A 23,915-nucleotide genomic window follows, 5' to 3' on the forward strand; every position below is an offset into this window, starting at 1 on the left:
ACGGATTGACCCGGACAAAATGTAACCAGTATTTGCTACAAGCCAACCGCACCGGGATAATGCGCGCCACTTGGGTCGCAAGGCCATGCAGGGTTGGACGCGGGTCAAACCACTGAACCGTGACAATAAAAGCCCGCAGGGGTGGGATGAGTTTGTGATCAATTTCAATATCGCCCAATGGCGCGCATGGGCCCCTGGGCTCGAAAGCGTGGACGATTGGCAGGCATGGAGCCGACAACCGGTCACGCTGGCCGCCAGCGACGCGGCCCCTGACGTGTCGTTCCTGCCCGCCATGCAGCGCCGCCGCCTGAGCCGCCTGGCGCGCATGGCCTTCAGTGTCGCCTGGCCACTGGCCGAGGGGCGACCGGACCTACCGTTGGTCTTTATTTCCCGTCACGGCGAAACCCCGCGCACTTTTGAGATTCTCAAGGACCTGGCCGCCGACCAGCCCTTGTCCCCGACCCAATTCAGTTTGTCGGTGCACAACGCAGTCATTGGCCTGTGGTCGATCATGCGCGGCGAAACCAGCGAGATGACCGCCCTGGCAGCCACGGGTGACGGCCTGGAGCACGGCATGCTGGAAGCCGTCGCGCTATTGAATGAAGGTGCGCCAGCGGTGCTGCTGGTCATCACCGAAGAACAACCACCCCAGGTCTATGCCCCCTGGGTCGACGACGTACCGTTTCCCTATGCGGTGGGACTGTTGCTGACTTGCGGTGACGACTGGCAACTGGACCTGTCCAGCGCACCAGCACCAATGGCCGGCAGCGACTGGCCCCACGCCCTGGATCTATTGCGTACGCTGCTGAGCAACGACACCACCTGCCAACATGCCTGGAAGAATCGTCTATGGACCTGGCAACGCAACCGGTGACCGGTAAACATCGCGACGCCTACTACTGGCGCCTGTTCGCGACCGCTGCAAGCTTCGCCCTCTTCGGGTTGGGCGGGCTGTGCCTGCGGTTGCTGGTGTTTCCCCTGCTCAATGCGTTGCCCGCCGATCCACAGACTCGTCGCCAGCGGGCTCGCCGCACGGTTGGACGCCTGTTCTGGTTCTTTATCCGGTTCATGGCCCGTACCGGTGTGCTCACCTATCAGATCGACGGCGCAGGGAAACTCGGCCGCCCGGGGCAAATGATCATCGCCAACCATCCCTCGTTGATCGACGTGGTCTTCCTGATCGGGCTGGTTCGCGACGCCAACTGCGTGGTCAAGCAAAGCCTGTGGGACAACCCGTTCACCCGTGGCCCGCTGCGCTCGACCCAATACATCAGCAACGACGGCAGCATGGACATGCTCGACGCCGCCAGCGACGCCCTGCGGGACGGCCAATGCCTGATTGTCTTTCCGGAGGGCACGCGCACCCAGCCAGGCCACGCGCCAGCCTTTCATCGAGGCGCCGCGGCCATCGCCCTGCGAGGGGCCAAGGTCCTCACACCGGTCACGATCAAGGTCAGCCCCACCACGCTGACCAAGGCCGAACCGTGGTATCGCATCCCCCATCGCCGCGTGCACTTCAGTTTTCACGTTGGGGCCGATATAGACCCACAGGCTTTCGCCGCGCTGGGCCCTGCACCGCAGGCGTCACGCCGGCTCAACGATTTTCTGCATCACTATTTCATCAAGGAGCTCGCCGAAGATGAGCGATCTGCACCGTGACATCAAACAGCTGATCATCGACGCCCTCGGCCTGGAGGACATCGGTATCGACGACATCGGCGACGATCAGACCCTGTTCGGCGAAGGCCTTGGCCTGGACTCGGTGGATGCCCTGGAGCTTGGCCTGGCGATCCAGAAGAAATATGGCATCAAGATCGATGCCGACGCCAAGGACACCCGTAACCATTTCAGCAACGTGGCAAGCCTTGCGGCCTTCGTCACTGCAAAAAGCGCCTGAGACCGACCATGCAAACTCGTGACGATATCTTCAACACCCTGCGCAATGCCCTGGTCGAGCTCTTCGAACTGGACCCTGAGCGTGTGACGCTGGAATCGAACCTGTACCAGGACCTGGAAATCGACAGCATTGATGCGGTGGACCTGATCGACCACATCAAGCGCCAGACCGGCAAGAAAATCGCCGCCGAAGAATTCAAGTCGGTGCGCACGGTCAACGACGTGGTCGAGGCGGTCTATCGACTGGTCCAACCGGCCGCATGAGCCGGCTGATTGGCCTTGGCCTGCTGCTCGCGGGCCTGTTGTACCCTTTTGCAGTGTATTTCGGCATGGAGCACTTCGCGCCATGGCAATTCGGGCTGCTATTGGGCTGCCTGTGGCTGGCCCGGGCATTGCTCGGCAAGGGCGGGACCGGCAGTCGTTGGATGGCGGTCACGGCGATCATCTTCTGCGTATTGCTTGCAGTGTTCGACAGCCCGCTCCTGCTGCGCTGGTACCCGGTGTTGATCAGCACGTTCATGCTTGGCCTGTTCACCCTGAGCCTGAAATATGGCCCACCGATGGTCGAACGCCTGGCCCGCCTGCGCGAACCGCAGTTGCCGGCCAAGGCAGTGGTGTATACCCGCCAGGTCACGGTGGCCTGGTGTGTGTTTTTCCTGTGTAACGGTTTGCTCGCTGCCGCCCTGACCCTCTGGGCGCCGCTGAGCTGGTGGATGTTGTACACCGGCCTGATTTCCTACGGATTGATGGGGCTGATGTTTGCCATTGAATGGCTCATACGACAACGGGTAAGAGGCCGCCCATGAATTGGATGACACTTGAGCAGATGTTGCTCGAGGCCCTGCCGGACCGCGCTGTAGCCGTGGAACCGGCGTTGAATCACGCACAACTGCGCGATGACGCGCTGTGCCTGGCCGCCGGCCTGCGGGCCCGAGGCGTGCGGCATATTGCGGTGCACCTCGAAGATGCCGCCGACCTGGCGACCGCGCTGCTCGCTGCCTGGCGCGCCGGGGTGCGCGTGCTGCTGCCCGCCGACCTGCAGGCGCAGACGCGCCAGCGCTGGTCGGCTGACGTCGATCTGTGGCTGACCGACCTGCCCGGCGACACCCAAGCAGGTGACCTCCGGCAGGCTCCGCTGGAAGCGGCCGAGCTGGACCTTGATCACTGCTGGCTGAGCCTGTGCACTTCCGGCTCCAGTGGCGAGCCCAAGCGCATCGAGAAAACCCTGCGTCAGTTGAGCAACGAAGTCCAGGCACTGGAACGGCTATGGGGTGCGGACCTCGGTCCGGCCTGCGTGATCGGCAGCGTCGCCGCCCAACACATCTACGGGTTGTTGTTCCGGGTCCTCTGGCCGCTGTGCGCCGGACGCCCTTTTGTTCGTCGTCAGCTGCCCTTCCCGGAAGACATGCAGCGCGCCAGTCGCGAGCACCCGGCGTTCGCCTGGGTCGCCAGCCCCGCGTTGCTCAAGCGCATGGGTGACAATCTCGACTGGCCGGCCCTGAGCAGTGTGCGCCGGGTCTTTTCCTCCGGCGGCGCCTTGCCTGCCGAGGCGGCGCAGAGCCTCGAACAGCGCCTGGGACAATGGCCGACGGAAATTTTCGGCAGCTCGGAAACCGGTGGCATCGCCTGGCGCCAGGGCGGCGACTTGTGGCAACCCTTCGCCGACGTCGAGCTGAGCCAGGACAGTGACGGCGCCTTGCTGATTGCCTCGCCTTATCTGCCGGCCGGTCATGTGGAACATACCGCCGACGCGGTGCGGATCGGCGCAGACGGGCGTTTTGAATTGCTCGGTCGCTTGGATCGCATCGTCAAGCTTGAAGAGAAACGCATCTCACTGCCGATGCTGGAACAGGCGCTGACGGCCCACGACTGGGTCAGCGAAGCCCGGCTAGGCGTCGTGCAGGAGAATCGTGCCTCCCTCGGTGCCCTGCTGGTGCTCAGCGAAGCCGGCTTGCTCGCCTTGCGCAATCTGGGTCGGCGGGCCGTGACCCAATCCCTGCGCCAACACCTGAGCGGGCATTGTGAAACCTTGGCCCTGCCCCGACGCTGGCGCTGGCTGCGGCAACTGCCGTTGAACGCACAAGGCAAGCTGCCCCAGGCTGAAGTCGAAGCCGTGCTGATGGGGCCGCGTCCGAAAACCCCCGAGGTGCTTGAACAGATTGAAACCGACGGCGAATGGAACCTGCGCCTGACGGTGCCGCCCGACCTTGCATATTTCAGCGGTCACTTTCCCACGGCGCCGGTCTTGCCCGGCGTGGTGCAAGTGGACTGGGCCATGAACCTGGGTCGCCAACTCATGAACCTGCCGCCACGCTTCGTCGGCATGGAAGTGCTCAAGTTCCAGCAATTGGTGCGACCCGGCGATGAAATCCAACTGCACCTGCGCTTCGACCGTGAGCGCGGCAAGTTGTATTTCGCCTATCGCAATGACACGGCGGCCTGTTCGAGTGGGCGGATTGTGTTGGGGGTAGCCGATGACTAACCACACCGCTGTGCCCCTGTGGCGAGGGGATTTATCCCCGCTGGGTTGCGCAGCAACCCCAAATTCGTCGCAACGACACAGACTGATGGCGAGCGCTTCGCACTCGAGCGGGGATAAATCCCCTCGCCACAGGAAGGTTGTGCACAGTGAAACCGTGGAGGGAGCAGAATATGCATAACCCCTGCGCCGTCATCCCGGTCTACAACCACGAAACCGCCATCGCGACGGTGGTCCAGACGCTGCTCGGCAACGGCTTGCCCTGCGTGCTGGTGGACGACGCCAGCAGCCCGGCCTGCGCGGCGGTGCTTGAACAATTGGCGGAAAACGAGCGGGTTCACCTGGTCCGGCTGGCCATCAACCAGGGCAAGGGCGGTGCCGTAATGACCGGCCTGCGCGAAGCCTCGCGCCTGGGTTTCAGCCACGCCTTGCAGGTCGACGCCGACGGGCAGCACGACCTTGGTGACGTGCGCACCTTCATCGAACAATCCCGAGCCCACCCGGACGCGCTGATCTGCGGCTACCCGCTGTACGACGCCAGCGTACCGAAAGGCCGCCTGTACGCGCGCTACCTGACCCACGTCATGGTCTGGATCAACAGCCTGTCCCTGCAAATCCGCGACTCAATGTGCGGTTTCCGCGTCTATCCCCTGGCGCCGACGCTGGCGCTGATCGACTCGGCAAACATCGGCAAGCGCATGGATTTCGATTCCGACATCCTCGTGCGCCTGGCCTGGCGCAACCAGCCGATGCGCTGGCTGCAGACTCGTGTGCATTACCCGTTGGATGGCGTTTCGCACTTTCGCCTGTTCCACGACAACGTGCTGATCTCTCGCATGCACACCCGGTTGTTCTTCGGCATGCTGGTGCGCTTGCCAATGATTCTCTGGCAACGGTGGCGCCGATGAGCACAGACAAACAGCACTGGGCGGATCGCCAGGAACGCGGCAGTTTCTGGCTGATGAAACTCACCGCGGTTGCCGCCAAGGTGTTGGGCCGTCGGCTGCTGACCCCGGTGCTGTACGGCATCGTCCTGTACTTCTTCGTGTTCGGTCGCAGCGCTCGACACGCGGCCTGGCAATACCAGCAGCGCCTCGCCGATTGGAGCGACCGCCCCGAACTGCGTCCGTCCCACCGGCGCGTCTTCGGCCAGTTCATGGCTTTTGCCGATTCCCTGCTGGACAAGCTTGACGTCTGGAATGGCAAGCTGAGCATCGAGCAGATCGAAATCGTCGACACGGCCTTGCTGCGCAATCACCTGCGCGACGCACGCGGGCAGATGCTGGTGGGCGCGCACCTGGGCAACCTGGAAATGTGCCGGGCCCTGGCCGAGCTGGGCGAAAAGGTCACCATGAACGTGCTGGTGCACACCAAGCACGCCGAGCAGTTCAACCGTCTGTTGGGCGAGGCCGGCGCTACGCACTTGCGGCTGATCCAGGTCAGCGAGCTGGACCCGGTGATCATGCTGCAACTGAGCGAACGCCTGGAGCGCGGCGAGTGGCTGGCGATCGCGGGCGACCGCGTCCCGCTGCATGGCGGGCGCAGCGTGACCGTGGACTTCATGGGCTACCCGGCCGCCTTCCCGCAAGGCCCCTGGCTGCTGGCCGGGCTGCTGAAATGCCCGGTCAACCTGCTGATGTGTCTCAAGCACGAGGGACGTTATCGCGTCACCCTCGAACCCTTCGCCGATGCGGTGACATGGAAGCGCAACGACCGCGAGCAAGTGATCGCCCACTGGGCCGCTCGCTATGCAGAGCGCCTGGCGCAGTATTGCCTCCAAGGCCCGCAACAGTGGTTCAACTTTTACCCTTTCTGGAAGACCGATGACGATGCCCACTCTTGAGCCGGTAACCTTCGGCGAACGCCCCCTGCGCATTGAAGATGTATTGGCCCTGGCCAACCGTCAGGCACCGACGCAGTTGCAGGATGACCCGGCGTTCCACCAGCGCATCGCCAAGGGTGCGCAATTCCTCGACTCCCTGCTGGACAAGGAAGGCGTCATCTACGGCGTGACCACCGGCTACGGTGATTCCTGCGTGGTGGCCGTGCCGTTGCACCACGTCGAAGCCCTGCCTCGTCACCTGTACACCTTCCACGGCTGCGGCCTTGGCAAACTGCTCGACGCCCAGGCGACCCGAGCCGTGCTGGCGGCGCGTTTGCAGTCGCTGTGCCACGGCGTATCGGGGGTGCGAGTGGAGCTGCTGGAACGACTCCAGGCCTTTCTCGAACACGACATCCTGCCGCTGATTCCGGAAGAAGGCTCGGTGGGCGCCAGCGGCGATTTGACGCCGCTGTCCTACGTCGCCGCTACGTTGTCCGGTGAACGGGAAGTCATGTTCCGTGGCGAACGCCGCCTGGCCGCCGATGTGCATCGCGAACTGGGCTGGACGCCGCTGGTGCTGCGGCCCAAGGAAGCCTTGGCGTTGATGAACGGCACCGCCGTGATGACCGGCCTCGCCTGCCTGGCCTTCGCCCGCGCCGACTATCTGCTGCAACTGGCGACCCGCATCACCGCGCTGAACGTCGTCGCCCTGCAAGGCAATCCGGAACACTTCGACGAGCGCCTGTTCGCCGCCAAGCCACACCCGGGGCAAATGCAAGTCGCCGCGTGGCTGCGCAAGGACCTGGCGATCGACGCGCCGACCGCGCCGCTGCACCGCCTGCAGGATCGCTATTCGCTGCGCTGCGCGCCCCATGTGCTCGGGGTCTTGGCTGACAGCCTGGGCTGGCTGCGCGGGTTCATCGAAACCGAACTCAACAGCGCCAACGACAACCCGATCATCGACGCCGAAGCCGAGCGCGTGCTTCATGGCGGACACTTCTACGGCGGGCATATCGCCTTCGCCATGGACAGCCTGAAAAACCTGGTGGCCAACGTCGCCGACCTGCTGGACCGTCAGCTCGCCCTGCTGGTGGACGAGCGTTACAACCACGGCCTGCCGAGCAACTTGTCCGGCGCCAGTGCCGAGCGGGCGATGCTCAATCATGGTTTCAAGGCCGTGCAGATCGGCACCAGCGCCTGGACCGCCGAAGCCCTGAAAAACACCATGCCGGCCAGCGTGTTCTCGCGCTCCACCGAGTGCCATAACCAGGACAAGGTGAGCATGGGCACCATCGCCGCCCGGGACGCCATCCGCGTGCTGGAACTGACCGAGCAAGTCGCCGCCGCCACCTTGCTGGCCGCCAACCAGGGCGTGTGGCTGCGCAGCCGCGCCGAAGACGCGCGACCGCTGCCGCCGGCCCTCGCCGCCATGCACCAACAACTGGCCGAGGACTTCCCGCCGGTCATCGAAGACCGCGCCCTGGAAGGCGAACTGCGCCTGTGCCTGCAACGCATCGCCGAACAACACTGGAGGCTGCATGCGTAGCCAAGGCGTTCTGCACGTCGACACCCAGATCGTGGTGCCGTTTTTCGATGTCGATTCGATGAACGTGGTCTGGCATGGCCACTACGTCAAATACCTCGAAGTGGCGCGCTGCGCCTTGCTTGACCTGATCGGCCATAACTACAACGACATGCTCGAATCGGGGCATGCGTGGCCGGTGATCGACTTGCAGTTGCGCTACGTACGCGGTGCCGTGTTCGGCCAGGCCCTGACCGTGCGTGCCAGTCTGGTGGAGTGGGAAAACCGGCTGAAGATCAATTACCTGATCAGTGACGCCGCAACCGGCGAACGCTTCACCCGTGCCAGCTCCGTGCAAGTGGCGGTGGACATGGCCACTCGCGAGATGCTGCTGGCTTCGCCACGGGTGTTTGTCGAAGCGGTCGAGAGGAAACTGTCATGAAGCGCCTGTTCATCTGGCTGCTGCTGTGCAGCCTGTCGCCGCTGGCCCAGGCGTTCGATCTACAGCAGTTGAGCGACCAACTGGCCCGCCCGGACGTGATCCACGGCCAGTTCATCCAGGAAAAACACCTGCGCGCCCTGCCCCAGCCCCTCACCAGCAAGGGCCGCTTCGTGCTGGCGAAAAACCACGGCCTGCTGTGGTTGCTGCAGACGCCGTTGCAACAGGATTACCGCATCACCGCCCAGGGCATCGCGCGACGGGACGGCAATGCCTGGCAGATGCTGCCGAACAAGAGTGCCGGCGCCGAGCAGAACCGGTTGTTCCTGGCGGTACTGCAGGGTGACAGCAGCGGCCTGCAGCGCGACTTCGAACTGAGCCTGTCGGGCGAGGCGCAACAGTGGAAACTCACCCTGACCCCGCGCTCGGTACTGCTCAAGCAGGTCTTCAACCAGATCAACATTGACGGTGGCGAGCTGGTCCAGCGTATTGAACTGCTGGAAACCCAGGGCGACAGCACCGTGCTGCGCATGCAGGACACCACCAGCATGCAACCCTTGAGCGAAGCGGAGCAACATGACTTTGCCGAGTGAACGCAGGCTGCCGCGGCTGTTCCTGATCCTGCTGCTGGCGGTGCTGGCGCTTGCCGGATGGCAATGGCGCAACGGTGCGCCGCTGTCGGCGAACCTGATGGAACTGGTGCCAGGCACATCGCCGGATGCGCTGGAACTCACCGCTGAACAACGCATGCAAGCACCGCTCAATCGCGAGCTGTTGGTGCTGGTTGGCCACGCCGACCGCCAGCAAGCCATCGCCCTGGCGCAAACCCTCGGCGAGCAATGGCAAGCCAGCGGCCTGTTCGACAAGGTCCAATGGACGCTCCAGGCCGACCTGCCGGCGCTGCGCAAGCAACTGCTCGATGGCCGGCTGGCCATGCTGTCGGCAACGGACCGGCAACAATTGATCGATCATCCCGAGGCCTTTATCCAGCAGCGGGTACAAGCGCTGTTCGACCCGTTCAGCGGCTTCAGCCTGGTCCCGAGCCAGGACGACTGGCTCGGCCTGACCGGGCGTATCCAGAACAGCCAGCCACAACGCGGCGCCATACAACTGGACGTCGGTAGCGGTGCGCTGGTCGCCGAAGCCGACGGCAAGCACTGGGTCATGCTGCGGGCGCGTACCCAGGGCAATGCGTTCGACATGAACCTGCCGTTGCAAGTGGCCGAACGGGTACAACGCAGCCGCGAACACGCGAGCCAGGCCCAGGGCCAACTCTTGGCGGCCAGCGGCTTGCTCTACGCTGCCAGCGGACAACAACAGGCGTCGCGGGAAATCACCTGGGTCGGCGGCGGCGCAACAGTCGGTATCCTATTGCTACTGTTGCTGGCCTTCCGACGCTTTGCCGTGTGGCTGGCGTTCGTGCCGGTGCTGGTGGGCATGTTGTTCGGCGCGGTGGCCTGCGTGGCGCTGTTCGGACGCATGCACGTCATGACCCTGGTGCTGGGTTCGAGCCTGATCGGCGTAGCAGTGGATTACCCGCTGCACTACCTGTCCAAGAGCTGGAGCCTCAAGCCGTGGCGTAGCTGGCCGGCCCTGCGCGTGACCTTGCCAGGGCTGAGCCTGAGCCTCGCGACCACTTGCATCGGTTACCTGGCGTTGGCCTGGACGCCGTTCCCGGCCCTGACCCAGATCGCGATTTTCTCCGCCGCCGGGCTGGTGGGCGCCTACCTGACGGCGGTCTGCCTGTTGCCGGCGCTGCTGGGTAAGACAGACCTGCGCCCCGCCCAGTGGCCGCTGCAGTTCTGCGAAAACCTGCTCAAGTGCCGCGAAGCGCTACTGGGCCGCGTGCGCACACCCGTCCTGCTGACGCTGTTGTTGATCTTCTGCGCGGGCGGTCTCTGGCAACTGACCACGAAAAACGACATCCGCCAGTGGATCGGCACGCCCCAGCACCTGACCGACGAAGCCCGCGACGTCGCTCGCATCACCGGTTTCCAGCCCACCAGCCAGTTCTTCCTGATTCGCGCCGATGACCAAGCGCAACTCTTGGAGCGCCAGACCGCCCTCAATGAGCGGCTCGACCAACTGATCGGCCTGGAAAAACTCCAGGGCTATCTGTCACTCAATCAACTGGTCAGCCCGCCCGCCGAACAATTAAAGGTCCGCGAGGCCCTGGGCCGGTTGCCGGCGTTCTGGCAACCGTTGCTGGACGTGGGCGTGCCCGTCGCCGCGCTGCAAGCGGAGGTGAAGCAATTGCAGGCCCTGCCAGTGACCGACATCGACGCTGCGCTGACCGGCCCGCTGGCAGAACCCTATCGCACGCTCTGGCTAGGCCCGACGGCGCAAGGCGTGGCGGCGGTGGTCAGCCTGCAGGGCTTGAACGATGCCGCATTGCTGCGGGTGCAGGCGGTGGACCTGCCCGGGGTCCAATTGGTGGATCGCCTGGGTGACCTGAACCGGGTGTTTGCCGCCACGCAGGTCAGCGCCGCCGAACTGAAGCTGGCCTCCTGCGTGTTGATCGTCCTGGTGCTGATCTGGCCATTCGGCGTCGGCGGCGCCTTGCGCATCGTCGCCCTGCCGCTGCTGGCCGCGCTGTGCAGCCTGGCGAGCCTGGGCTGGCTGGGCCAGCCGCTGACGCTGTTCAGCCTGTTCGGCCTGTTGCTGGTGACGGCCATCGGTGTCGATTACGCCATCCTGATGCGTGAACAGATTGGCGGAGCCGCTGTGAGTCTGCTGGGCACGCTGCTGGCGGCGATCACCACCTGGCTGTCGTTCGGCCTGCTGGCGCTGTCGAGCACGCCGGCGGTAAGTAATTTCGGCCTGGCGGTCAGCCTCGGTTTGGCGTTCAGCTTCCTGCTCGCGCCATGGGCCGGGCAACAGGCCCATGCGAACCGCGCTGCGGAGCCGGTGCAATGATGACGCTGCTGTTCTGGCTCATGGCCCTGGCGCTGTTTGCCTTGGCGACGGTGGCCGGGCGCCGCTTCGGGCTGATCCCGATTGTCAGCCAGTTGCTGCTGGCAACGTTCGGCCTGCCCTTGCTGATGTATTTCTGGATCGAACCGGGCTGGCACCTCAACGGCGCGCAACTGGTCTCGCCCGTATGGTTGAAGAATCTCTACAGCCTCGCCTTCGCCTTATTGTTGGGGCACATCCTCAGCGATGTGATCGACCTGCGCCTGGACCGCCAAAGCCTCAAGATCGCCTTGCCAAGCTTTGGCGTACCGTTCGCCTGCGGCTTGGCCACCGCGACCTGGCTGCTGCCACCCCAGCCATGGATCAGCTCGCTGGCGGTGGGGCTGTTGTTTTCGATCACGGCGATACCGGTGCTGTACCTGTATTTGCGCCACATCGCCTACCCACCCGACGCCACTCGCCGATTGGTACAGACTGCGATCCTGATCGACCTGATCTGCTGGAGCCTGTTCGCCCTCGCCCAGGGCAGCCTGCACCTGGGCAGCCTGTTGCTGCCGCTGGCCGGCGCTTGCGTGCCATTGCTGCTGCGACTGGTGGGCCTGCGCCAACCGTTGCTGCACAGCGGCCTGTTCTTTGCCCTGCTGGTGGTGGCCGAGCATTACCGGCTCAATGCGCTCATCGCCGGCATCGGCTACCTGCTGTGTATGGCCGCGCTCAAGGTGCCGCTGGTATTGCCCCTCGGCGCCGAATGGATGCAAAGGTTGCAAACCTACCTGGCCATCCCCTTGATCCTGACGTTCGGTATCGTGCAGATCAACGTGCACAGCGCCATGGACAGCCTCGGCTGGGTCCAGCTCGTGGCGTTGCTGCTGTTGCCGATTGCCAGCAAACTGTTGGGCAACTGGCTGGGGCTGGGTTGGGCCGGCGCCTCGTTCGCCGGCGCCAGTCGCTGGCGAGAAAGTGTCTTGCTGAATATTCGCGGCTTGAGTGAAATCGTCTTCCTCAACCTGCTGCTGCAACAAAACCTCATCAGCCCGGCACTGTATTTCGCCCTGATGCTGATGGGGTTGATCGCCACATTATTGCCGGCCGTGGCCGGTTTTCACCGTATACCCTCGATTGCCGTCTCGGCCAGGAGCCCCCGTGTCAACAGTTGAAATGGAACGTCGACAGGTTGTCGTCATCGGAGCGGGGCCGTCCGGCGCCATCGCCGCCGCGCTGCTCAAGCGCAAGGGCCACGATGTGCTGGTCATCGAGCGCCAGTATTTCCCGCGGTTCTCCATCGGCGAAAGCCTGTTGTCCCATTGCCTGGACTTCGTCGAAGAAGCCGGCATGCTCGACGCGGTCAACGCCGCCGGGTTCCAGCGCAAGAACGGCGCCGCGTTCGCCTGGGGCGAGCGCTACAGCGCCTTCGATTTCGGTGACACCTTCAGCGAAGGCAAGCCCACCACGTTCCAGGTCCAGCGCGCCGACTTCGACAAATTGCTCGCCGACCAGGCGGCCCTGCAAGGCGTGGAGATCCGCTACGGCCAGGCCATCGCCAAGGTTGATTTCTCCCTCGCCAAGCCGCAATTGGGCGTGCAACGCGAAGACGGCAGCGAGTACCGGGTCGAGGCGGATTTCGTCCTCGACGCCAGCGGCTACGGCCGGGTCTTGCCGCGCCTGCTGGACCTTGAGGCGCCGTCGAATTTCCCGGTGCGCCAAGCGGTGTTCACCCACATCGAGGATCGCATCGACAGCCCGACCTTCGATCGCGAGAAGATCCTCATCACCACCCATCCGACGAAGCGCGACGTATGGTTCTGGACCATCCCCTTCAGCGGCGGGCGTTGCTCGGTGGGCGTGGTCGCGGCCGCGGAACACTTCGAGGGCCGCACCGATGACCTCGACGCCTGCCTGCGCGGCTTCATCGACGAAACCCCGAGCCTGGCCGGTGTGCTGGACAATGCCGTGTGGGACACCCCGGCGCGGACCATCGGTGGCTACTCGGCCAACGTCAAGTCCTTGCACGGCCCCGGCTTCGCCCTGCTGGGCAACGCCGCGGAATTCCTCGACCCGGTGTTCTCATCCGGCGTGACCATCGCCATGCGTTCGGCGAGCATGGCCGCCGACGTGCTGCATCGGCAGTTGCAAGGCGAGCCGGTGGATTGGCAGAGCGAATTCGCCGAGCCATTGAAACGCGGCGTCGACACCTTCCGCTGTTACGTCGAAGGCTGGTACGCCGGCACCTTCCAGGACGTGATCTTCTACACCGAAGGCTCCGACGACATCCGCCGCATGATCAGTTCGATCCTCGCCGGCTACGCCTGGGATCAACGCAACCCATTCGTCAGCGAACCCAAGCGGCGCCTGCGCATGCTCTCGGAAATCTGCGCGAGTCCGGCGCCGAGCCAGCAAACATGAGCTACCTGAGCGACAGCTACGTCGAGGAAACCCGCTTCGGTTTCTGGTTCCTGCGCAGCCACACCTGGCAACACCATGTGCTGCGCGTGGCGATCAACGACCTGCGCGGCCTGTTCAGCGCTGCGCCGCCATCCAATCCAGTGTTGCTGGACGCCGGTTGCGGCCAGGGCAAGTCATTCCAGTACCTGCGCCAGGCATTCGCGCCGCAACGCCTGATTGGCGTGGACGCCGATCCCCAGAGCCTGGACCTGAGCGCCGAGGAAGCGGCTCGCCAAGGCATGGCGGTCGAGCTGATCGGCAGTGACTGCGCGACCTTGGCGGTGCCCGATGCGAGCGTTGACTTGCTGTTCTGCCACCAGACCTTTCATCATTTGGTGGAACAGGAAAAAGCCCTCGCCGAGTTCTATCGCGTGCTCAAGCCCGGCGGTTATTTGATGTTCGCCGAATCCACCGAGGCCTACATCGACACCTGGGTAATCCGCTGGCTGTTCCGTCACCCGATGCACGTGCAGAAAAGCGCCGCGCAGTACCTGGCGATGATCCGCGACCAAGGGTTCCAGTTCGAAGACCGCAACGTCTCCTACCCGTACCTGTGGTGGAGCCGCGCCAAGGACTTCGGCCTGCTGGAGCGCTGGGGCCTGCGTCGGCCCAAGCCGTTTGGCGAGCGCGAGGAAACCCTGGTCAACGTGGTGGCGCGCAAGCCGCTCGAAGGGGCCACAGGATGATCCGCTGCCTGTTGATCGGCTGCCTGCTGTTGCTCAGCGCCTGCGCCAGCCGCGCGCCGCTGCCCGAACGCACGCCGACCCTGGCGCTGCCACTGCAATTGCACATCGAGCGGCAACTGGCCGGCCAGCGCCAGGATTGGCTGTTGGTGATCCAGCGTGAAAACACCGGCATCCGCTGGTCGATGATGGACCCGCTGGGCATTCCCGTCGCCCGCCAGCGCCTGGCCGATGGCCAGTGGCGGGCAGACGGCCTGCTGCCGCCCAATGCCGAGGCCAGGGAACTGTTCGCGGCGCTGTTGTTCGCCCTGACCCCGGAAACGGAGCTGGCCGGCAACTACCCCATCGCCCGGCAACACGGCGTCGAACGGGCGCTCGAGAGCCGCTGGCAGGTGCGTTACCAGCAACCGCTGGAGTTTGAGCTGCGCTTGCCCGAAGGCCCGCATTACCGCATCACGCCGTTGACCGAGAGTGCCCAATGACTGCTTATCTGAATGCCCTCGGGGTGATCTGCGCCCTGGGCCGGGACAAACAGAACGTCGCGCGCAACCTGTTCGCCGGCGACTGCTCGGGCGTGCGCAGCGAGGCCGGCTGGGTCGCCGAACGGGCATTGCCGGTGGCTTCGGTGGCGGGTGAACTCGCCCAGATCCCGGAAACCCTGGCGGCCCAACGCAGCCGCAACAATCAGCTGTTGCTGGAAGCTGGATTGCAGATTCGTCCCGAGATCGACCGGGCCATCCAGGCTTACGGCCGCGCGCGCATCGGCATCGTCCTGGGCACCAGCACCTCGGGCATCGACGAGGCCAGCCAGGGCATCGCCCATTACCTGCGCGAGCAGCGGTTCCCCGAAGGCTACGATTACCAGCAGCAGGAGCTCAGCGCGCCGGCCAATTTCCTCTCCGACTGGCTTGGCCTGAGCGGCCCTTCCTACGTGATCTCGACCGCTTGCACCTCCAGCGCACGGGCCTTGATGAGCGCCCGTCGCCTGCTGGACCTGGGGTTGTGCGACGCCGTGCTGTGCGGTGGCGTCGACAGCCTGTGCAAACTGACCCTTAACGGTTTCTCTGCGCTGGAAGCGGTGTCGAACGAGCGCTGCAATCCGTTTTCGGTGAACCGCAGCGGCATCAACATCGGCGAGGCGGCGGTGTTGTTTCTCATGAGCAAGACGCCAGGCGACGGTCACTCGATCGCGCTGCTCGGTGACGGCGCCAGCTCCGACGCGCACCACATTTCCGCGCCGGAACCCAGCGGTCGCGGCGCCCGCCAGGCGATGGAAAAAGCCTTGCGCTGCGCCGGCCTGGACGCCAGCCAGATCGACTACCTGAACCTGCACGGCACGGCCACGCAGCATAACGACGCCATGGAAAGCCATGCGGTGGCCGGACTGTTTCCAGCGGGCGTGCCCTGCTCGTCCACCAAGCCGATGACCGGCCACACCCTCGGCGCGGCAGGCGCACTGGAGGCTGCGTTCTGCTGGTTGGCCCTGAGCGCGGACAATCCCAGCCATGCCTTGCCACCCCATGTCTGGGACGGCCAGCCCGATCCCGAACTGCCGGCACTGAACTGGATCGATAGCCGCGCCCGCCTGAACCCGACCCACCCCCGTCGCCTGATGAGCAACTCGTTTGCCTTCGGCGGCAACAACGTCAGCCTGATTATCGGAGACGCCCAATGATTGACTGGCCGCTCGCCGAACTGCTGCCCCACGCAGGGGACATGATCCTTATCGACCGGATCGTGACCTTCGATGACGAGCAGATCCATACCGTCGCCACGGTCAAGCCAGGCGGTTTGTTCAACCTGGACGACGGCGCGCTGCCGGCCTGGGTCGGCATCGAGCTGATGGCCCAGAGCGTCGCGGCGTTCGCCGGTTGCCACGCCCGCCAGCGCGGCGATGCCGTGGAGCTGGGCTTCCTGCTCGGGACCCGCAAGTTCGAATGCAACGTCGAACATTTCCCGGTGGGCACCGAACTGGCCATCCACGGCGTTCGCTCCCTGGAAGACGACAACGGCATGGGTGTGTTCGAATGCCACATCCACGCGCCGGGCATCCACGCCACCGCGCGGCTGAACGTATTCCGTCCACCCCATGCCGCCCAGTACCTCAATGAAACCTCTGCAACAGGAACCCAGCCATGACTGAATCCGTACTGGTTACCGGCTCCAGCCGTGGCATCGGCCGCGCCATCGCCTTGCGCCTGGCCCAGGCCGGGCACGATATCGTCTTGCATTGCCGCAGCGGTCGCGCCGAGGCCGAAGCGGTCCAGGCAGAAGTCCTGGCCTTGGGCCGCAACGCCCGTGTCTTGCAATTCGACGTGTCCGACCGCGCCGCCTGCAAAGCCGCTCTCGAGGCGGATGTGGAAACCCACGGCGCCTATTACGGCGTGGTGCTCAACGCCGGCCTGACCCGCGACGGCGCCTTCCCGGCCCTGAGCGAAGACGACTGGGACAGCGTGCTGCGTACCAACCTCGACGGTTTCTATAACGTGCTGCATCCGGTGATGATGCCGATGATCCGCCGTCGCGCCGCTGGACGAATCGTCTGTATCACGTCGGTGTCCGGCCTGATCGGCAACCGTGGACAAGTCAACTACAGCGCCTCGAAAGCCGGCCTGATCGGCGCGGCCAAGGCATTGGCCATCGAACTGGGCAAGCGCAAGATCACCGTAAACTGCGTCGCGCCGGGCTTGATCGACACCGCCATGCTCGATGAAAACGTACCCGTGGAAGAATTGATGAAGATGATCCCCGCCCAGCGCATGGGCACTCCGGAAGAAGTCGCCGGCGCGGTCAATTTCCTGATGTCCGCCGAAGCCGGCTACATCACCCGGCAGGTCCTGGCCGTCAACGGAGGCTTGTGCTGATGAAGCGCGTCGTCGTCACCGGCATGGCCGGCATCACCTCCATCGGCAGCGACTGGGAAACCATCGCCGCCAACTTCGCCGCCAACCGCAGTGGCATCCGGCGCATGGATGAGTGGGACCGTTTCACCGAACTGAACACACGCCTGGCCGGCCCGATCGACGATTTCCAGGTCCCGGCCCACTGGACGCGCAAGCAACTGCGCAGCATGGGCCGGGTCTCGCGCCTGGCCGTGGCCTCGGCGGAACAGGCCCTGGCCGACGCCGGCCTGCTGGGCGATCCGTCGATCAAGGATGGCCGCATGGGCGTGTCCTGCGGTTCGTCCACCGGCAGCACCGATGAGATCAAGGCCTTCGGCAACATGCTGCTCAACAGCGTGGCCGAAGGGCTGAACGCCAATTCCTATGTGCGGATGATGCCGCACACCACGGCGGCCAACATCAGCATCTTCTTCGGCCTGACCGGACGGCTGATCCCCACGTCCAGCGCCTGCACCAGCGGCAGCCATGGCATCGGCTATGCCTACGAGGCCATCAAGTTCGGCCGCCTGCCGCTGATGCTCGCTGGCGGCGCCGAAGAACTGTGCCCGACCGAAGCAATGGTCTTCGACGCGCTCTACGCCACCAGCCTGAAAAACGATGCGCCGCAGACCAGTCCACGCCCTTACGACAAGGGACGCGATGGATTGGTGATCGGTGAAGGCGCCGGCATGCTGGTGCTCGAAGAACTGGAACACGCCCTGGCCCGTGGCGCGCACATCCATGCCGAGATCGTTGGTTTTGGCAGCAACGCCGACGGCCAGCACGCCACCCGCCCCGAATTGAGCACCATGCGCCGGGCCATGGAACTGGCCCTTGAGGATGCCGGCCTCGAGCCATCCGCCATCGGCTACGTCAACGGTCACGGTACGGCCACCGAACAGGGCGACGTCGCCGAGACCCTGGCCACCAGCAGCCTGTTCGGCGAGCACATGCCCATCAGCTCGCAGAAAAGCTTCCTTGGCCACACCCTCGGTGCCTGCGGTGCGCTGGAGTCCTGGTTCAGCATAGAAATGCTGAACCGCGACCTCTATGTGCATACTTGCAACCTCGATGAGGTCGACCCTGAGTGCGGCAAACTCGACTATTTGCGCAACGAGTTCCGCGCGATGAGCAATGAATACGTGATGAACAACAACTTTGCCTTCGGTGGGGTCAACACTTCGCTGATCTTCCGCCGCTGGCATTGATTCCCGTAAATCCCCTGGTCAAGGAGACCATGATGCCGTTGAAGAAAATCGCTGTGACCGCCGCCCTGTTGCTCGGCACCCTGCCAAGCCTCAGCCAGGCCCGTGATACCGCGCTGTTCCTGCCGTTCGATAAAGTCGTCGCCGAAGCCATCCGCACCGGCAAGATCGACGGCAGCGTGAAGTTCTACCTGGCCGGCAACAAACCGGCCGGCAACGTCACCGTGGTCAGCCCAGGCGCGGTGACCAACAAGAAAACCAACGCCTTCAACAAGTCCGACGAAGTGGCCTGCGAATGGGTGCTGCAATCGGCACTGATCAGCCTGCACCAAGCCGCCAAGAACGCCGGCGCCAACGCCGTCACCAACATCGTCAGCTTCTACAAGAGCAACGAACGCAAGGACCCGACTACCTATGAGTGCCACGCCGGGGCAATCATGGCCGGGGTTGCGTTGAAAGGGGATTTGGCGAAGGTGCAGTAAAACAGCGCCTGCGTAGGAGCGATGTAGGAGCCGTCGAGTGCAACGAGGCTGCGATCTTTCCCCTGACGCTTGAGTCCCGAGCGAAAGATTAAAAGATCAAAAAATCGCAGCCTTCGGCAGCTCCTACAGGCCGATAGCGGTAGGTCTGCACAGGTATCTGCCCTGACCGCGCCCCTGTGGCGAGGGAGCTTGCTCCCGCTGGGCTGCGCAGCGGCCCCCAGCAATCTAACTGACCAAGTCCCCTTCAAACTCCCTCTCCAACATCGCCAAAAACGCCTCCCTGGCAGGATGCCGACCCGCGTTTTCATGCCAATAAAACAGATTGTCTACGCCTGCCAATTCCGGAAATTCGTACCCCGTCCAACCCGCCCCCTGGCGATACTGCTCATAGATCCCCCTGGGAACCAGCGAAACACCCGCCCCAGCGCTGACACAGCCCACGATAGCGCCATAGCTGGCGATGCTGATGATCGGCTGCACCTGACCGTGACGCAGCAACCACTGCTCCAGTGCCAGGCGGTACGGACAGCCGACAGGCCACATGAAAATCGCCTGGCCTTGCAAATCCGCCGCACTGCGCAGCGGGCCAAGGGAATCGGCTGCAATGAGCACCAGATCCTCACGGTACATCACCGCTCGCTTCAGCCCGGGCCGCTCCACGTCAACCGCGACAATCGCAGCGTCGAGCCGGTGCTGCCGGATATCCTCCAGCAACTGAGCCCAGGTCCCCGTGCTCAGTTCCAGCGACACCTGCGGGTACTGCGCGTGATATTTAGCCAACAACTGGGGCAGGCGCCCGGTGGCGCTGGACTCGATCGCCCCAATACGCAACGGTCCACTGGGAGCGTTGGAGGGTGCGATTGCGCGGCGAGCCTCTTCCGTCAGGCTGAGGATTCTCGTCGCATATTCCAGGAATATCTGTCCCGCCGGGCTGACTCGCACCCCACGTCCGTCGCGGAAAAACAACGACGTGCCGAGCTCCCGCTCCAGCGCCTTGAGGCGTGCAGTGATGTTGGACGGAACGCAGTGCAGCGTTTCAGCGGCGCGCGCAAGGCTGCCGGTGTCGCAGACCGCTTTCACCATGCGCAGTTGGGACAGTTCCATAGCTCACCCAAAGTGAATGATTGACTGAGTTTAAGTCACTTGTGGTGATAAGCCGCGTTTTCGATACTCCGAGACATGCTCTTGGATGAAGACGCCGCTGATGCTCAACAAAGGTTCGGAACGATCGGGCGTAAAGGTGACCCTGGCAGCAACGTTCGTCATTGTGTGCTGGGCCTATTCCCCGATTGGCATTCGCATCGGTCTCCAGGCCTACGAACCCGGCCACCTGGCCTTGATTAGATTTCTCATCGCCTCGACGTTCATGGCCGTATTGGCCTCGGTCAAGGGCATCGGCCTGCCTCGAGTGAAGGACCTGCCATTGCTCGCCCTGCTGGGTTTTTTCGCCGTCAGCCTGCATCACATCGCCCTCAACTACGGGCAGCGAGGTGTCAGCGCTGGCGCCGCCAGTGTCCTGGCCCAATCCACACCATTGTTCAGTGCGCTACTGGCGCATTTCGCCTTCAAGAACAGCGTCAATGCGTGGCAGTGGATGTGCGTGCTGTTGGGGTTGGCGGGCGCTGCCGTAGTGGTCATGGGGGATCGTGGTTTGGGTCAGATAAATGCCCATGGGCTGCTGATCCTCCTGGCAGCATTATCCTGGAGCTTTTATTTCGCCCTGCAAAAACGCTATTGCCATCGCTACGACGGCTTGACCATGGTCTGTTACACCGTCTGGTCAGGCACCGCCCTGTTATTCATATTCGCGCCAGGGCTGCTGAACGAGGCGAAACAAGCGCCCACTTCGGTGAATCTGGCCGTACTGATGCTGGGCATCTTTCCCAGCGCGCTGGCGTACCTTGCCTGGGCCTACGTCCTGGCACACAGCGACGTGAGCCGAGCCTCCATGGCGCTTTACCTGACCCCTCCGACCGCCATGCTGATGGCCTCGATGATCCTCGCCGAACGTCCGTCGGCAATGGTCATCGTCGGGGCGGCCACCGTGCTGACCAGCGTCCTTGCACTCAACCTTGACCCTACGAGGCTGCAAGCAAAACTCGGAAAGCGGAACACCTAATTTCCGAAATTTCCCACACCAAAACCCTTGAACTTCGCGCTACGGTCACATCCCAACCACAAGCCGGGAATGCCAAGGATGAACGAAGTGACCAAGAAAGCCGTGATCGTATTCAGCGGTGGTCAGGATTCCACCACCTGCCTGATCCACGCATTACCCCAGTACGACGAAATCCACTGCATTACTTTCGATTACGGCCAACGCCATCGCGCCGAGATTGAAGTGGCGAAGGACCTCGCCAAGCATTTTGGCGTGACGGCCCATAAGGTCCTGGACACCACGTTATTGAACGAGCTGGCGGTCAGTAGCCTGACTCGCGACAACATTCCGGTTCCGTCGGCGAACAGCAGCAAGGACGGCCCGCCTAATACATTCGTGCCGGGTCGCAATATCCTGTTTCTGACGTTGGCGTCGATCTATGCCTATCAGGTGGGTGCTGAAGCGGTGATCACCGGTGTGTGCGAGACGGATTTTTCAGGGTATCCGGATTGTCGGGACAGTTTTGTCAAAGCCATGAACATCGCGATTGAAACCGGCATGGATTACAAACTGCGCATCGAGACACCGTTGATGTGGCTGAATAAAGCAGAGACTTGGGCCTTGGCGGATTATTACGACCAGCTGGAGTTGGTGATGAACCGTACGCTGACTTGTTATAACGGGGTTGTGGGCAGTGGGTGTGGGGGATGTGATGCTTGCAGTCTTCGTGCGGGAGGGCTGAAAGCTTTTACTGAAAATAGAGAAAGGGTTATCAACGCGTTAACAAATAAAATAAACCAAAAAAACCTCTAAAAGCCGGTGGCTGTCAAATTGACAGCCACCTTTTTAAGCAGGTTGAGCCTCGACAACGTACCTTCTGAATAGCGATCTGGCAGCATAAGCCGGGAATACATTAAAAACAGCAAAGCACATTTTTATGGCTATTTGCACGTAGACTATTTTCAGTATCTCGTCATTGGTCAATGACCCGTAAAACGCGATGAAGCAAAAAAGAAAGCTATCTATAACAACCGCAAAACAGGTACTGAGCAATACTCGCAAAAATAGGAACCTAGAGTTTGTTAACTCTTTTATTCTGCTCAATAAATATGAATTGACATATTCAGAAAACAAAAAAGAAATAGAGGAGGCTACCAACGCTGACAACACATGATTGATGACTTTTTCATAAGGAGCTTCAAGCTGCCAACCTGCCAGCCCAGGGAGCCAGCTACTAAACCCCAGCAAAACAAGAATGAACGCATTACTCGCAAAAGCAAAGTGAATGGCCTTCCTGGCAAGACGCAGACCATAAAACTCATTCAACATATCGACAACCAGAAATGTTAGCGGATAGAGGAACACGCCGGGAGTCACCACGACATCCAAAGCTTCTATATGCACCAATTTCGCTGCAGCAACGTTTGTAAAAACATACAATGCAAACAAGACCAGATTCAAAACAACATAAGTCATCCAAGAACGCTCGTGACGATCATTAACATCATAAACAGTAAAGGCGCCCCCTCCGGAATAGAACTTCTTATAAATCTCCTTAACCTCCATTTTACTCAAATCATCTACAACTTCGCTTTTCAGCAAGTCAGCCAACTTTACCTTGATAACCTTACCAGTAGAAACGATCATTATGACAGCAAGACTTTTACTCTTCTCGAATCCCAGCAATTTATATTTGTGATTATCGCCCTCCCTATAACCGACCATTGAACCGTTCCTCTATTATGCTCCCCACAACCAAATCAGTACCAACCTCACCACACAACCCACTTACCACATAAAGCTTTTCGGTTCTCCTGCCATATATCAATGTCTCTCCCCCGCTATTCACCACACCTTTTTTCACTATCAACAGATCTCCCAAATCGTACATACCATCGATATTTTCCTCAAGTGAAACCCCGATCAGATTCCTGGCCACTCCAAAGTAATAGGTCAAAGGACAACAAGTTATCAGCTCACCAATCCTCTTATTAAAATCATTAACAATCCGACTTTGTCTAATAACAGGCACAGCCGCTGGATTCATATTACCAACTAGAGGAATCGTATCTTCCGCTACTTCTCGCTCTTCGAAATCGATGGTTTCAATTTCTTCATAAGACACACCAAAAAAGTCAGATATCTTACGAATAGTGGATTGCTGTACGTTAACCACCCGCCCCTCTAATATATTGTAGATCGTCGTTCTGGTTAAACCACTGGCATTGCATAACGAAAGCCGTGTCTCGCCGCGACTCCTCATCAGATACCTAATGTTGTTTTTTAGATTCTCTGTTTTTTCTCTTTTAAACATATACGTCACCATCCCTTTAAATCGCGGCTGACCACAACCCAGACAAGTGCCAGGGCGCCACTTGAGAGAGCGACATATTACACAGATTGAATTACCAAGAAAAACAAACAGAGCTAGAAGCACTGGAAAACCCCGCTCCGATTATTTGCAACAATAAATATACGGAACAATCCTACAGACATACAAAAACTTTCCTACGGAAATATCCATATAGCAAGAATAGCTCTTCTGCAAGTATCATTTATTTACACAGACGTTCATTATTTTGATTAATAAAATTGAATTTTCTGGTAATAAATAGACCGGACCGTCATCCCCGACGTATGGCTATAGGCTGCCCTGTGTGACGTATGGGTTTGACGCTTTCTTAAATCATGCAAGGAGCTGCAAATGAAAAATGTCACCTTGGACTCCCCGCCCCTAGAACAGGCTGATAATGAAAACGTCACGCCCCTCAGTCAGCACAATCAAGAGCAACCTGGATTCGTCAGTCACGTCTTCACCATCCTCCCCAACATCGACACCCAGTCCCTGCTCTGCCACGCCAGCGAAACCCTCGCCTCCCTGAACGTCATGTCCACTGATCTTGCCGGCGAGCTGCAAGGCGCGCATCGCAGCATGGCGATGGCCCTCCAGCAACTGACGGAGCTGGGCGAGTTGCTGGTCAATCGCGCGCTGGAAAACCTCGAGCCGCCCATAGGTTTGCCGGACGCTTCGTCAACCAGCCAACGCTAACTC

At 61.7% G+C, this 23,915-nt stretch carries 27 protein-coding genes; 24 read left to right on the forward strand and 3 right to left on the reverse strand.

What is annotated here, in order from left to right; translation table 11 throughout:
- Nucleotides 1-154 precede the first annotated feature (154 nt).
- From AB4N42_RS00545 to AB4N42_RS00645, 21 genes are all read left to right on the forward strand, one after another.
- Complete coding sequence (locus AB4N42_RS00545) at nucleotides 155-874, forward strand: beta-ketoacyl synthase chain length factor (RefSeq protein WP_323155253.1); 720 nt, start codon at nucleotides 155-157, stop codon at nucleotides 872-874.
- Nucleotides 850-1,659: a lysophospholipid acyltransferase family protein gene (locus AB4N42_RS00550; RefSeq protein ID WP_334598703.1), complete on the forward strand. Its 810-nt coding sequence runs from the start codon at nucleotides 850-852 to the stop codon at nucleotides 1,657-1,659. Before AB4N42_RS00545 ends, AB4N42_RS00550 begins: the two co-directional genes overlap by 25 nt.
- Nucleotides 1,640-1,897: a phosphopantetheine-binding protein gene (locus tag AB4N42_RS00555; RefSeq protein ID WP_030140950.1), complete on the forward strand. Its 258-nt coding sequence runs from the start codon at nucleotides 1,640-1,642 to the stop codon at nucleotides 1,895-1,897. Before AB4N42_RS00550 ends, AB4N42_RS00555 begins: the two co-directional genes overlap by 20 nt.
- Before the next feature lie 8 nt (nucleotides 1,898-1,905).
- Nucleotides 1,906-2,160, forward strand: a complete 255-nt coding sequence (locus AB4N42_RS00560; protein WP_264427453.1) for an acyl carrier protein — start codon at nucleotides 1,906-1,908, stop codon at nucleotides 2,158-2,160.
- Entirely contained in the window at nucleotides 2,157-2,702 is a 546-nt protein-coding gene (locus AB4N42_RS00565) for a COG4648 family protein (protein WP_407684305.1), read from the forward strand. Before AB4N42_RS00560 ends, AB4N42_RS00565 begins: the two co-directional genes overlap by 4 nt.
- Nucleotides 2,699-4,378 (forward strand): AMP-binding protein, encoded by a 1,680-nt coding sequence (locus tag AB4N42_RS00570; RefSeq protein WP_460115724.1) that lies wholly within the window; start codon nucleotides 2,699-2,701, stop codon nucleotides 4,376-4,378. Before AB4N42_RS00565 ends, AB4N42_RS00570 begins: the two co-directional genes overlap by 4 nt.
- A gap of 170 nt (nucleotides 4,379-4,548) precedes the next feature.
- A complete protein-coding gene (locus tag AB4N42_RS00575) occupies nucleotides 4,549-5,283 on the forward strand; it encodes a glycosyltransferase family 2 protein (protein ID WP_460115725.1) in 735 nt (244 codons plus the stop codon).
- On the forward strand, nucleotides 5,280-6,218 hold the full coding sequence (locus tag AB4N42_RS00580; RefSeq protein WP_407684308.1) for an LpxL/LpxP family acyltransferase: 939 nt from the start codon (nucleotides 5,280-5,282) through the stop codon (nucleotides 6,216-6,218). Before AB4N42_RS00575 ends, AB4N42_RS00580 begins: the two co-directional genes overlap by 4 nt.
- Entirely contained in the window at nucleotides 6,199-7,743 is a 1,545-nt protein-coding gene (locus AB4N42_RS00585; protein ID WP_431146448.1) for an HAL/PAL/TAL family ammonia-lyase, read from the forward strand. Before AB4N42_RS00580 ends, AB4N42_RS00585 begins: the two co-directional genes overlap by 20 nt.
- Entirely contained in the window at nucleotides 7,736-8,161 is a 426-nt protein-coding gene (locus tag AB4N42_RS00590; protein WP_186706050.1) for an acyl-CoA thioesterase, read from the forward strand. The genes AB4N42_RS00585 and AB4N42_RS00590 overlap by 8 nt, the downstream gene beginning before the upstream one ends.
- Entirely contained in the window at nucleotides 8,158-8,751 is a 594-nt protein-coding gene (locus AB4N42_RS00595) for an outer membrane lipoprotein carrier protein LolA (RefSeq protein ID WP_217861088.1), read from the forward strand. The genes AB4N42_RS00590 and AB4N42_RS00595 overlap by 4 nt, the downstream gene beginning before the upstream one ends.
- Nucleotides 8,735-11,074, forward strand: a complete 2,340-nt coding sequence (locus tag AB4N42_RS00600) for an MMPL family transporter (RefSeq protein WP_431146453.1) — start codon at nucleotides 8,735-8,737, stop codon at nucleotides 11,072-11,074. The genes AB4N42_RS00595 and AB4N42_RS00600 overlap by 17 nt, the downstream gene beginning before the upstream one ends.
- Nucleotides 11,071-12,228, forward strand: coding sequence for a cation:proton antiporter (locus AB4N42_RS00605; protein WP_030140960.1), 1,158 nt, complete (start codon nucleotides 11,071-11,073; stop codon nucleotides 12,226-12,228). The genes AB4N42_RS00600 and AB4N42_RS00605 overlap by 4 nt, the downstream gene beginning before the upstream one ends.
- The gene (locus AB4N42_RS00610) at nucleotides 12,215-13,474 is read left to right on the forward strand and encodes a tryptophan 7-halogenase (RefSeq protein ID WP_198797418.1); all 1,260 of its coding nucleotides are present in this window, start codon (nucleotides 12,215-12,217) and stop codon (nucleotides 13,472-13,474) included. Before AB4N42_RS00605 ends, AB4N42_RS00610 begins: the two co-directional genes overlap by 14 nt.
- Nucleotides 13,471-14,199, forward strand: coding sequence for a class I SAM-dependent methyltransferase (locus AB4N42_RS00615; RefSeq protein ID WP_198797417.1), 729 nt, complete (start codon nucleotides 13,471-13,473; stop codon nucleotides 14,197-14,199). The genes AB4N42_RS00610 and AB4N42_RS00615 overlap by 4 nt, the downstream gene beginning before the upstream one ends.
- Nucleotides 14,196-14,678 (forward strand): DUF3261 domain-containing protein, encoded by a 483-nt coding sequence (locus AB4N42_RS00620; protein ID WP_334598697.1) that lies wholly within the window; start codon nucleotides 14,196-14,198, stop codon nucleotides 14,676-14,678. Before AB4N42_RS00615 ends, AB4N42_RS00620 begins: the two co-directional genes overlap by 4 nt.
- A complete protein-coding gene (locus AB4N42_RS00625; protein ID WP_198797415.1) occupies nucleotides 14,675-15,871 on the forward strand; it encodes a beta-ketoacyl-[acyl-carrier-protein] synthase family protein in 1,197 nt (398 codons plus the stop codon). The genes AB4N42_RS00620 and AB4N42_RS00625 overlap by 4 nt, the downstream gene beginning before the upstream one ends.
- The gene (locus AB4N42_RS00630) at nucleotides 15,868-16,335 is read left to right on the forward strand and encodes a hotdog family protein (protein WP_030140965.1); all 468 of its coding nucleotides are present in this window, start codon (nucleotides 15,868-15,870) and stop codon (nucleotides 16,333-16,335) included. Before AB4N42_RS00625 ends, AB4N42_RS00630 begins: the two co-directional genes overlap by 4 nt.
- The gene (fabG, locus tag AB4N42_RS00635; protein ID WP_030140966.1) at nucleotides 16,332-17,060 is read left to right on the forward strand and encodes a 3-oxoacyl-ACP reductase FabG; all 729 of its coding nucleotides are present in this window, start codon (nucleotides 16,332-16,334) and stop codon (nucleotides 17,058-17,060) included. Before AB4N42_RS00630 ends, fabG begins: the two co-directional genes overlap by 4 nt.
- Complete coding sequence (locus tag AB4N42_RS00640; RefSeq protein ID WP_030140967.1) at nucleotides 17,060-18,286, forward strand: beta-ketoacyl-ACP synthase; 1,227 nt, start codon at nucleotides 17,060-17,062, stop codon at nucleotides 18,284-18,286. Before fabG ends, AB4N42_RS00640 begins: the two co-directional genes overlap by 1 nt.
- Nucleotides 18,287-18,318: 32 nt before the next feature.
- A complete protein-coding gene (locus AB4N42_RS00645; protein ID WP_030140968.1) occupies nucleotides 18,319-18,765 on the forward strand; it encodes a hypothetical protein in 447 nt (148 codons plus the stop codon).
- A 225-nt stretch (nucleotides 18,766-18,990) separates the two neighbouring features.
- On the opposite strand, the gene AB4N42_RS00650 is transcribed toward AB4N42_RS00645, so the two are convergent.
- Nucleotides 18,991-19,869, reverse strand: coding sequence for a LysR family transcriptional regulator (locus AB4N42_RS00650; protein WP_460115729.1), 879 nt, complete (start codon nucleotides 19,867-19,869; stop codon nucleotides 18,991-18,993).
- A gap of 85 nt (nucleotides 19,870-19,954) precedes the next feature.
- Here AB4N42_RS00650 and AB4N42_RS00655 point away from each other — a divergent pair, with 85 nt between their 5' ends.
- Both AB4N42_RS00655 and queC read left to right on the forward strand, forming a co-directional pair.
- Nucleotides 19,955-20,884, forward strand: a complete 930-nt coding sequence (locus AB4N42_RS00655) for a DMT family transporter (RefSeq protein ID WP_460115730.1) — start codon at nucleotides 19,955-19,957, stop codon at nucleotides 20,882-20,884.
- 87 nt (nucleotides 20,885-20,971) lie between these two features.
- Nucleotides 20,972-21,676, forward strand: a complete 705-nt coding sequence (gene queC, locus AB4N42_RS00660; RefSeq protein WP_217861958.1) for a 7-cyano-7-deazaguanine synthase QueC — start codon at nucleotides 20,972-20,974, stop codon at nucleotides 21,674-21,676.
- 33 nt (nucleotides 21,677-21,709) lie between these two features.
- On the opposite strand, the gene AB4N42_RS00665 is transcribed toward queC, so the two are convergent.
- Complete coding sequence (locus tag AB4N42_RS00665; RefSeq protein ID WP_460115731.1) at nucleotides 21,710-22,588, reverse strand: queuosine precursor transporter; 879 nt, start codon at nucleotides 22,586-22,588, stop codon at nucleotides 21,710-21,712.
- Nucleotides 22,575-23,177, reverse strand: a complete 603-nt coding sequence (locus AB4N42_RS00670; RefSeq protein WP_030140973.1) for a helix-turn-helix transcriptional regulator — start codon at nucleotides 23,175-23,177, stop codon at nucleotides 22,575-22,577. The genes AB4N42_RS00665 and AB4N42_RS00670 overlap by 14 nt, the downstream gene beginning before the upstream one ends.
- A 390-nt stretch (nucleotides 23,178-23,567) precedes the next feature.
- Here AB4N42_RS00670 and AB4N42_RS00675 point away from each other — a divergent pair, with 390 nt between their 5' ends.
- Nucleotides 23,568-23,912: a DUF6124 family protein gene (locus AB4N42_RS00675; protein ID WP_334598694.1), complete on the forward strand. Its 345-nt coding sequence runs from the start codon at nucleotides 23,568-23,570 to the stop codon at nucleotides 23,910-23,912.
- The last annotated feature ends 3 nt before the right edge of the window (nucleotides 23,913-23,915 follow it).

This window comes from Pseudomonas sp. H2_D02 (assembly GCF_054677635.1).